This is a genomic window from Amycolatopsis sp. TRM77291, from assembly GCF_054166285.1.
Genome location: NZ_JBSZHF010000001.1, coordinates 3,174,244 through 3,183,878 on the forward strand (window position 1 = coordinate 3,174,244; position 9,635 = coordinate 3,183,878).

Here is a 9,635-nt window from a genome sequence, read left to right on the forward strand (position 1 = left end):
TGCGCCTAGTGCGGGTTGGGGGGGGCGCGGGACACCGGCCCCCCGCCCTCGGGTTCACACTCCGGTGAGCACCTCCTCCAGCGCGACGGCGGACTCCGGGTACCGCTGGAGCAGCGCCAAACCGGCGGGCGCTGTGCTCCCCCACGGTTCCTCGCAGCCCAGCAGGTCCGCCACGGCATCGCAGGCAGCCGGATGCGCTGCGAGCAAGGCCAGGCCGCCTCCTCCTGTCTTCCTCGTCACCACACGGGGTTCCGGCTGGTCCTTCCACGGCGGGACCCATTCGTCGAGCGCCGCGAGCCTCCCGGGGAAGATCCGTCCCGCCTCACGCACGAGCAGCGGTACCAGCTCCGCGCCGCGGGACCGCAGCGTGGTGATCAACGTCGGCAACCACGGCAGCAGCAACCTGTCCGGTAGCTCGGCGAAAGCGTTCGACACCGCCTCGACGACGAAGTCGGCCAACCCCGGCGCCGGTTCGAGCGCGTGGACGAAACCGCTCAGGTAACGCGGATAAGCCGGCAGCACCATCGGATTCGCCAGCAGCCCGGCGCACCGCTCACGCAGTTCGGCACGCGTGAGGCGGCCGAGCTGGACCTGCGCCGCCCACAACAGCGCCACCTTCGACGGCTCCTCCGGATGCGATCCGGCGATCGCCAGCTCCAGCTGCGTACGGTCGCACCCCAGCGACAGGGCGAGCGACTCCATGCTGAACAGGAAGCCCAGCATCGCGGCGACCTGCTCGACGCCGGCCTCCTCGTCGGCGAAGGCCGCCGGGAGCAGCGTGCAGTAGTGCGCGTACCCCGTCTTCACGAAGTCCTCGATCCACCGCGGCAGCACCGGCTCGCTGGTCCGGTAGTGCGCCAGCAGCCTCCGCACCCGTCGCAGCACTTCCGGGGCGCCGTCGACGGTGCGTTCGGTGGCCAGGACCTCCAGGGCACGTGTGCCCAGCTCCCCCGCCAGCCGGGCGCTGCGAAGGTAGAGCGTCGCGTCCTCGACCGCGCCGAGCACCTTCGCGGCGGTGGCCTGCGGGTGGTAGGCCGCTCGCCGAAGCCGTTGCTCCAGCACCTGTTCGACGCTGACGCCCTCGTAACCCAGCTCGATGAGGGCCCGCTGGTGGGTGCCCAGCGCCAGATCCCACGACTCCTGGATCGGCCGTTCGCCGAGCCGCCGCTCCCCCATGATCGGCCGCGCCGCGCCGCGCGGCATCAGATAGCGCAGCATCCACAGGAGATCGGAGCAGGGCTCCAGTTCCGGCCTCGACGCGATGTCGAGCAACGCCCGCCGCACACCTCGTTGCTGCAGCTTGAGGTTCAGCGGCTCCAGCCTGTCGTGCACGTCGCGCGCCAGCGGCGGCAACGCGTCGTAGCCGACCTGACCGATCCGGTCGCCGCCCATCATGATCTCGACGAGACGGCGCACGTCGCGCCTGCCGGGCACGACGTCCTTTTCGATGCAGGTGACCGCCGCGTCCTGGAAGTCGTACGGCGTCGGCTTGGCCCGGTCGCGCAGGCCCGCCAGCAGGATCGAGGTCTCGAACACCGCGATGGCGTCGGCCGTCGAGGCCAGGTACCCGTTGCGGCGCGCCGCCCGGACGATCTCGACCGACCAGCCCAGCAGCTCCGCCTCGTCCAGCCGGTCGAGCACCGGAGGTCGTTGCAGGAAGCCGGAAAGCTGGTCCGATGGATCCACTGCCACCGGATCCGGCGTCGGCGCGGGCAGCGCCGCGGCCTTCTTCCGCTTCTGCCCGCCCACCTGTCCTTCCAGCTGGAACTGCTTCACCTTGGTGCGTTTCAGGTTCTTCGCCCACTCGGTCGCGGCGATCGACACCGATCCCCCGGCGAGCCCGAACTGTGCCTCGATCGAGGCGTGGCTCGACGGGATGAGCCCGTACTGCCACGTGCTCTCGCTGCGCGGGCTGATCACGAAGCCGTCCGTGCCGTCGACACCGAACTCCGCGACCCGGCTGGCCGCGTGGAACGCGCCGCAGATGTAGAGACAGTCCGCGGGATCCGCGCCCGAGGCGGCGAGGTGCTCGCGCATGCGGGTCCACATGTAGCGCTCGCGGTCTTCGTCGACCCGGACGCGCCGGGTGTCGCCCGGCGCGAGACGGCGGAACAGGCTGCCGATCAGGAACATGACCTGGCGGTAGGTGTCGTGGTCGCTGTCGCCGAGCGGCAGCTCGACGTACTGGTGCCACCACTCCGACCAGTGCCGCACCCGCCCGTGCCGCAGCAGGTGTTCCTCGAGTTCGGCGAACCGGGGCCGGAGATCACCGATCTCGACACCGACCGCGTCACCGTGCAGCGCGGCCTCTTCCTCGGCGGGCGGCGCGTCCGGATCGGAGGGCGGCTCACGCTCGTCCCACTGGAACACGTGGTCCGCCGACCGGTCGACGAGGACGAGCTCGACGCCCGGGGTGTCGAGGGCGTACGCGATCGCCTGGTACTCCGCCGAAGCTTCGGTGATCGGCGCGACCACGGACAACGGCGCCCACTCCGCGGGGAATCCCTTCACGTCCGTCGCGAAGGCCTGGACCGCCACCGGGAGACGGCAGTTGCGCAGCTCGGTCAGCAACGGCGCCATGTCTTCGCACAGTTCCAGGTAGACGACCTTCGGCTGCTTCTCCCGGAGGCGCCGTGCCATCGCCACGGCCGACGCCGGGGAATGGTGGCAGACCGGGAAGATCTCCAACGGCTCGCGCACCGCGCGATCGACGTCGTCGACGAGCCCGAGGAGGATGCCCTCCAGTGCGCCGGGCCCGTCGGCGAAGGCGGCCGCGGCCTCCTGCAACTGGCCGCGCAACGCCTCGAAGGCGCCGCTCACGAGAGGGAGGCGATCGCGTCGCGGCCGCCGTCGAGGAACCCGGGCCAGTCACCGCCCTCGTTCTTGCTGCGCGGCTCGACGACGCCGTGCAGGTACTTGTTGAGGATCGCCAGATCCTCCGGCTCGCGACGGGCGAGCGAACCGACCAGCGAGGACGCCAGCGTGCGGGCGGTCAGCTCGCGTTCGCCGAAGAAGTTGCTGTGCAGCACCGCGTCTTCGAGTACGCCGATCTGCTCGGCGGTGGACAACGCGGACTCCAGCTTCTCGTCGTCGCTGCCCGCCGACGCCGCCGCGGCACGCAGGTCGCCGAAGCTGCGCAACAGCACGTCGAGCAGCGTGGGCGGCACGTCCAGCTCGATCTGGTGGCGGCGCAGGAGTTCCTCGGTGCGGAAGCGGACGATCTCCGCCTCGCTCTTCTTGTCGGTCACCACCGGGATGCGGACGAAGTTGAAACGGCGCTTGAGCGCGGACGACAGATCGTTGACGCCGCGGTCGCGGCTGTTGGCGGTGGCGATCACGGAGAACCCGGGTTTGGCGAAGACGATGCCGTCGCTGTCCAGCTCCGGTACCGAGATGTACTTCTCCGACAGGATCGAGATCAGCGCGTCCTGTACGTCGCTGGTGGAACGGGTCAGCTCCTCGAAACGGCCGATCGAGCCCGCCTCCATCGCGGTCATGATCGGCGAGGGGATCATCGACTCGCGGGACTGGCCCTTGGCGATGACCATGGAGACGTTCCACGAGTACTTGATGTGGTCCTCGGTGGTGCCGGCGGTGCCCTGCACGACGAGCGTGGAGTTGCGGGAGATGGCCGCGGCCAGCAGTTCGGCGAGCCAGCTCTTGCCGGTGCCGGGGTCGCCGATCAGCAGGAGGCCGCGGTCGGAGGCGAGCGTGACGATGGCCCGCTCGACGATGTTCCGGTCGCCGAACCATTTCTGCGAGATCTCGCGGTCGAGGCCGTCGGCGCGCTCGGAACCGAGGATGAACAGGCGCAGCATCTTCGGGGACAGGCGCCAGGCGAACGGCTTGGGGTTGTCGTCGACCGACTCCAGCCAGTCCAGCTCTTCGGCGTACTTGATCTCGGCGGGGGCGCGCAACAGGTCGGACATGTCTTGCCTTTCGGGAGGTTCAGGAGGTGAGGAAAGTCTTGAGCTCGTGCACGAGCTTGGTGATGTGGCCGGAGATCACCGGCGTGCCGAGATCCTTGAAGCGTTCGCGGAACCACGGGTTCACGCTGCCCCGGCCGGCGCTGGTGACCGAGCCGACCGGGATGAACTTCGCCCCGGACCGGTGGATCGCGGCCATGCTCTCGAAGAGCTGCTCGACGCGGGTCTCGTAGAAGTCGGAGATCCACACCACCACGGTGTTCGCGGGTTCGGCGATCTTCGGCTGGGTCAGCGCCATCGCGACCATGCCGTCGTTGCCGCCGCCCAGGTTGGTGCGCAGCAGCGTTTCGAACGGATCGTGCACCCACGGTGTGAGGTCGAGCGCCTGCGTGTCGTAGGCGATCAGGTGGACGTCCACTTTGGGCAGTCCGGCGAAGATCGAGGCCAGCACCGCGCAGTTGACCATCGAGTCCACCATGGAGCCCGACTGGTCGACGACCGCGATGAGCCGCTGCGGCGTGGTCTTCTTCGCGGTCTGCTTGTAGTAGAGGCGATCGACGTAGAGCCGTTCTTCGTCGGGGCTCCAGTTGGTGAGGTTCTTCCAGATGGTGCGATCGAGATCCAGGTTGCGGAACACGCGCTTCGGCGGGACCGAACGGTCCACCTTGCCCGTCGAGGCCTTCTCGACCTGGGTCCGCAGGACTTCCGCGATCTCGTCGACGTAACGGCGGATGAGTGATTTGGCGTTGGCGAGCGCCACTCCGGACAGGTTGTCCTTGTCCCGCAACAACTGTTCGATGAGCGACATGCTCGGGCTCAGCTTCGCCGCGAGCGCCGGGTCGGCGAGGACCTCACGCAGATGCATCCGTTTGACGAGGTCCGCCTCGATGCCGCCGAGTTCCGGGCCGATCGCCGGGAGCAGGGTGCTCAAGTCCGGCGCGGCGCCACCGCCGGTGCCGCCGAGGCCGGTCGGGGCGCCGCCGGGACGGCCTCCGCGCAGCTCGCCCGGGCGGCAGCCCAGCGCGCGTTCGAGCCAGCCCGCGTCGGCCTGCCAGCGGGACAGCTGCCCTGCCGTCACGGTGGGCGGCGCCGGGGCGAAGACGTTCAGCAGCACCTTCGACACGAGCGCCGCGCGCCGCACTTCCGCGGCCTTGTCCCGGCCGTCCTCGGCTTCGGGGATCATCAGCCCGTCGAACTCGGCCGCCAGCTCCGGATGACGCTGGACGACCGAATCGACCGCGACGTTCGGATCCAGCACGGCGGAGGGCAGGCCGATGTCCTCGACCACGGCGACACTCGCCGATTCGAGCGCGGCCTGCTCCTCGGAGTCGAAGAGCCGGGCGAGCAGCCGCCAGTACAGGACCTGGCGGCGGTTGTCCTCGGATTCGGTCATTTCCGCAACAGCCTTCCGGCGCGCTCGCGCAGCACGGCCGCGGCGTCAGTGGCGGCCTTCTCGGCTTTCACCCCGGCCTTGTCCGTGGTGCCGCCTGCCCAGGCTCCGGCGTGCACGGCGGTGGTCTTCTTGCGCACGGTGGTCTCGACGGCGAGCGGCTGGAGGCGGAATCCGCCGTCCCACCGGATCAGGCCGATGCAAGCGCTGGAGCCCGCGACCGCCTTGGGTGTCAGCGGGCCGGCGGCCGGGATGCGATCGGTCTCGACGTTGAGCCGGTTCCCGGCGAAGGTGAACGTGAGCGCGTCTTCGTCGTCCTCGACGCCGTACCCCTCGAGGAAGACGGGAACGGCGAGCCGGACCGGATGCCGATCCAGCGGGGCGACCGTCGGCGTGACGGCCTTCGGCAGAGCGACACGCGCCGTGGAGAACGCGTCCGCGGGCTCTCCCGGACGAGCGTGTTCGTCTCGCCAGAGCAGGTCGCCCTCCGCGGTGACCGGCATGTCGGCGAGGTCCATCGAACGTCCCTCGCTGATCGCCGCGAGCAGGGAAAGATGCGGGCGCAGCAACTGCCAGATCCCGGCGCCGATGATCGTGTCCGGCTTCGGCGCGGTCACGTTCGCGCGCACGAGCCGCGGAGCGGTGCCGTCTTCGGGTTCGAAGATCGCATGGACCTGGGCCTGCGCGGCCGCCGCATGTTCCAGCAGGTCGACCCCGAGGGGCAGCAGGCGGCCGGTGACCGTGCCGATGGCCGGCGTCGCCGCCGCCACGGGCAGGGTCAGCAGCATTCCGCGCGACCACAGGTCGCCCCAGCGCCGGGCGGGGATCCGCTCCAGCGCCGCGCCGGGACAGGACGCCGCGAGTTCCGCGGCGAAGCCGTCGAGCAGGACAGCCAGCCTGCGCAGGCTCGGTTCCGCGAGCAACGCGGAGATCACCTGCGCCGAAGCCGAGATCAAGTCGTGGTCGATACCCTGCCAGCCCGCGCGGGCCAGATCGGCCAGCCAAGACCGCGCGGCGACCAGAAGATTGGGCGGTTCCGCCTCGGCGGCCCGCCCGGCGGAGTCTTCGCCCAGTGGACGGCCGGTCGCTTCGACAAGCCGCGCGAGGACCGCGTCGTGTACGGAGCCGAACACCGCGATCCTCGCCGCCGCAAGGGAAACGAAGTGCTCCTCCCCCGCGGCACCGGCCGCGGTCTTCTCCGCTGCCTCCGCGACCCGCGCCGCCAGCGGCGACCCGGCGACGGCGTCGGCCAGCCCGGTCAGGCCGGCGATCTTCTGAGGACGAAGCAGACCGGCGACGAGCACGTCGTCGAAGGCGTCGACGACCGCCAGCGCCTCGTCGAGACCGGCGATGGGATCGGTGAGCAGATCGACGCGCATCAGACCACCGCCCTCGTCGCCGGGAACCACTGCAGCTCCGGCACCGGTGCCGTCGACGGCTCGAATTCGAGATAGGCCAAGTGGCGCAAGAACTGGCTGAACACGGAAGCGGCGGCGGTGCTGTCGCCTTGAGACGGACGCGTCGCGCTCATGGTCTGGGAAATGGCCTGCGCGGTCGGCTCCGCTACCTCGACGCGCAAGTACCGCGCTACCCGCTCGGCACCGTACTGAAGGGTGGATTCGTTGATCAGGGCGAGAATATGGTTGCAGAACATGCCCCGCGCCCCGCCACAAGGCCGGTTGTTGTTGGTACTGCAGGAGAATTCGTACGTGCTCGCCGCGACCGACGAGACGTACACCCGGCCTATGTCCGATCCACTGGACACCACGCCCTGCACCCGTCCGTCGGCCAGTTCGACGAACGGGACCTTCGCGAGCTTGCGCGGGCGAGCGGGTGGCAACACCCTGGCCGTGCTTGCTCTTTCCCAGTCTGACAACGCATCTTCTCCTTGCGGGGTGCCTCGGTGGGGACTGGGAAGAACCTAGCGGGAGGCACCGACAGTTTCGCTCACATCCGGAGTTTTGCGAGCTGAACGGACAGATCGGCGAGGCCGTCCGCCTGGAGATCGAACCGGTCCTCCGCCGAGGGCGGATCTCCGACGCGCCGGGCGACATACGCGGTCCGAAGGCCGACACTCCGCGCTCCCCTCAGGTCCCACGCGTGGGCGGCGACCATCAACAGCCGCTCCGGCGGTGCGCCTGAGGTCTTGACGGCCAGCTCGTAGACAGCCGGGTCGGGCTTGTAGGTCCGTGCTTCCTCGGCGGAGAGTGCCTGGTGCCAGCGGAGACCGGCATGGGCGTTGATCCGGAGCAGGCTCGATCGGCCGGCGTTGGAGAGCCCGATGATCGGGTATCGCTCGGCAAGCCTCGCCAGTCCCTCGACAACATCGGGCCAGGGCTCGAGCTTCGGCACCACGTCCGTGTTGGTGGTGAGCTGAGCCGCTTCGCGGTCGAGGACGTCACTCGGGGCGTACGGCCGCTCCCCCGCGACGATGCGCCGCTGCTCGGTCTCGACGTGGCCCAGCCACTGGCCGGCCAGCTCATCCGCATCGGCGTCCGGCGCGGCTCGCCGGACCGCGTCGCGAATCCCGGCCGGTTCGTCGACGAGCGTGCCGAGTATGTCGAACACCAAGGCGTCGATCTCCACAGACAACCTCCCAGTAAGGGTTAAACTGACGGTTAACCGCGAACGTACGAGAGGTCGGTAAGAGATGCAAGTAGCTTTGGACGATTACGTCTGGGCGGCGGGCGTCGCTACCGACCTGGTCAACACCGCCCCGGAGGTCTGGCACGGCGAAGACAAGCTGCCCGACCTGGCGTCTCTCGCCGCCTTCGCCGAGCTTCGCTCACTGCCCGAACCCACCCGGCCCGGGGATCTGCGCGCCGCTCATCGGCTACGCGTGACGGTGCGCGATCTGGTCGACCACCCGGACCAGGCGCGCCTCGTCACCGGAGCCACCGCGCTCACCTCTTCGGTCGGCGACGTCACCCTTCTGACCGGCAGCGCACGGTGGGCCGTTTCGGTCCGGCCTGGCGCGAAAGTCGCGGATTCCCTGGCCCTGGTTTGCGGCGTCGGAATACTCGGCGTCGTCCAGTCCCTCGGCGTGGAACGGTTCCGTGCCTGTGGCGCGCCTACCTGCCGGGGCGCGTTCATCGACACGACGCGTCCAGGACGGCGTCGCTATTGCATGCCCGGGTTATGCGGAAACCGCATCAATGTGGCGAACCATCGGGCACGCAAACTTTCCCAAGAGGGTTTCGAGACGTCGTAGGCGAAATGCCGTAGCGCCGGTTCGCGAATTCGGCCCATCAACGAATGGTGTCCGCTTCGAAGTATGATGCACGAGAGTGAACTTTCTCGACAGCGGCCGGTCCATGTCGGAAAATCGTATACGCGCGACACCCTGCAGCCAACTCTTGCCGCGTGCAGTTCCCTTACTCCCATCATTTGGCGAAAAGGAACCCCATGCATGACGATGATGAGCCAGTAGGCCGGGTACTCGGCAGGCGACAGGCGTTGATCCTCCTCGGCGCCGCCGGCGCGACACTCGCCGCCGCCGGATCCGCCACCGCGAGTGCCACCACCTCCAGCCAGGGCGCACCCGAGATCTGCACGCTGGACTGCGTGGTCAAGCCGGAACAAATGGAGGGCCCGTACTTCGTCGACGAACGGCTCAACCGCTCCGATATCCGCAGTGAGCCGTCCACCGGGCAACTGGTTCCCGGCACCGCGCTGGCGATCAATTTCACCGTTCAGCAGATCCGTCAGCAGCAGTGCACGCCGCTACCGGGAGCCATGGTCGATCTCTGGCAGTGCGACGCGTTCGGGCTGTACTCCGACATTCCGTCCCAGGGAAGCCGTGGCCGCCGTTTCCTGCGCGGTTATCAGAACACCGACCAATCGGGAGCGGCCCGGTTCACCACCATTCTTCCGGGGTGGTACACGGGACGCACACTGCATATCCATGTCAAAATCCGCACCGTCGGCACGAACGGCAGGCCGTACGAGTTCACCTCGCAGCTCTACTTCACGCCCGAATTCGGCGCGGCCTATCTGCGGACCGACCCGTACCGGCGGAAAGGCCCGGCCGACACGACCAACAGCCGGGACGCCATCTACCGCAACGGCGGGGCACAGATGCTGCTGCGTCCCCAGCAGACCGGAAGCGGCTACACGGCCGACTTCGCGATCGGCCTCGACCTGTCGAACACCCAGGTCGGCCGTCCCGACTAGGGAAACCCCCAAAGGGTCCTCCCCGGCAAGTGCCGGGGAGGACCCTTTTCAGTGACGGGCTTTTTCTACGACAAGACAAACCCGGCGTGTCGCGAAAGCCACTTTCGGGACGCCAGACGTCCCGAAAGTGGCTTTCGCGACACCTT

At 68.9% G+C, this 9,635-nt stretch carries 8 protein-coding genes; 2 read left to right on the forward strand and 6 right to left on the reverse strand.

Annotation, left to right across the window (positions count from 1 at the left end; all coding sequences use genetic code 11):
* Nucleotides 1–54: 54 nt before the first annotated feature.
* From ACXIZN_RS14960 to ACXIZN_RS14985, 6 genes are all read right to left on the reverse strand, one after another.
* A complete protein-coding gene (locus ACXIZN_RS14960; RefSeq protein WP_457955091.1) occupies nt 55–2,820 on the reverse strand; it encodes a DUF5682 family protein in 2,766 nt (921 codons plus the stop codon).
* Nucleotides 2,817–3,929, reverse strand: a complete 1,113-nt coding sequence (locus ACXIZN_RS14965) for an ATP-binding protein (RefSeq protein WP_457955092.1) — start codon at nt 3,927–3,929, stop codon at nt 2,817–2,819. The genes ACXIZN_RS14960 and ACXIZN_RS14965 overlap by 4 nt, the downstream gene beginning before the upstream one ends.
* Before the next feature lie 19 nt (nt 3,930–3,948).
* A complete protein-coding gene (locus ACXIZN_RS14970) occupies nt 3,949–5,319 on the reverse strand; it encodes a VWA domain-containing protein (protein ID WP_457955093.1) in 1,371 nt (456 codons plus the stop codon).
* Complete coding sequence (locus ACXIZN_RS14975; protein WP_457955094.1) at nt 5,316–6,695, reverse strand: hypothetical protein; 1,380 nt, start codon at nt 6,693–6,695, stop codon at nt 5,316–5,318. Before ACXIZN_RS14975 ends, ACXIZN_RS14970 begins: the two co-directional genes overlap by 4 nt.
* Nucleotides 6,695–7,192 carry a hypothetical protein gene (locus ACXIZN_RS14980; protein WP_457955095.1) on the reverse strand — a complete coding sequence of 166 codons (498 nt, stop codon included), beginning with the start codon at nt 7,190–7,192 and terminating at the stop codon, nt 6,695–6,697. Before ACXIZN_RS14980 ends, ACXIZN_RS14975 begins: the two co-directional genes overlap by 1 nt.
* A gap of 71 nt (nt 7,193–7,263) precedes the next feature.
* Entirely contained in the window at nt 7,264–7,902 is a 639-nt protein-coding gene (locus ACXIZN_RS14985; RefSeq protein WP_457955096.1) for a haloacid dehalogenase type II, read from the reverse strand.
* A 64-nt stretch (nt 7,903–7,966) separates the two neighbouring features.
* On the opposite strand from ACXIZN_RS14985, the gene ACXIZN_RS14990 reads away from it, so the two are divergent.
* On the forward strand, nt 7,967–8,527 hold the full coding sequence (locus ACXIZN_RS14990; RefSeq protein ID WP_457955097.1) for a CGNR zinc finger domain-containing protein: 561 nt from the start codon (nt 7,967–7,969) through the stop codon (nt 8,525–8,527).
* A gap of 194 nt (nt 8,528–8,721) precedes the next feature.
* A complete protein-coding gene (locus ACXIZN_RS14995; protein WP_457955098.1) occupies nt 8,722–9,489 on the forward strand; it encodes a dioxygenase family protein in 768 nt (255 codons plus the stop codon).
* Nucleotides 9,490–9,635 lie beyond the last annotated feature (146 nt).

Excerpts from the sequence above, each read along its gene's own strand:
- ACXIZN_RS14995 (WP_457955098.1), top strand. The coding sequence starts at position 8,722 with ATGCATGACGATGATGAGCCAGTAGGCCGGGTACTCGGCAGGCGACAG.
- ACXIZN_RS14965 (WP_457955092.1), bottom strand. The coding sequence starts at position 3,929 with ATGTCCGACCTGTTGCGCGCCCCCGCCGAGATCAAGTACGCCGAAGAG.
- ACXIZN_RS14990 (WP_457955097.1), top strand. The coding sequence starts at position 7,967 with ATGCAAGTAGCTTTGGACGATTACGTCTGGGCGGCGGGCGTCGCTACC.
- ACXIZN_RS14975 (WP_457955094.1), bottom strand. The coding sequence starts at position 6,695 with ATGCGCGTCGATCTGCTCACCGATCCCATCGCCGGTCTCGACGAGGCG.
- ACXIZN_RS14970 (WP_457955093.1), bottom strand. The coding sequence starts at position 5,319 with ATGACCGAATCCGAGGACAACCGCCGCCAGGTCCTGTACTGGCGGCTG.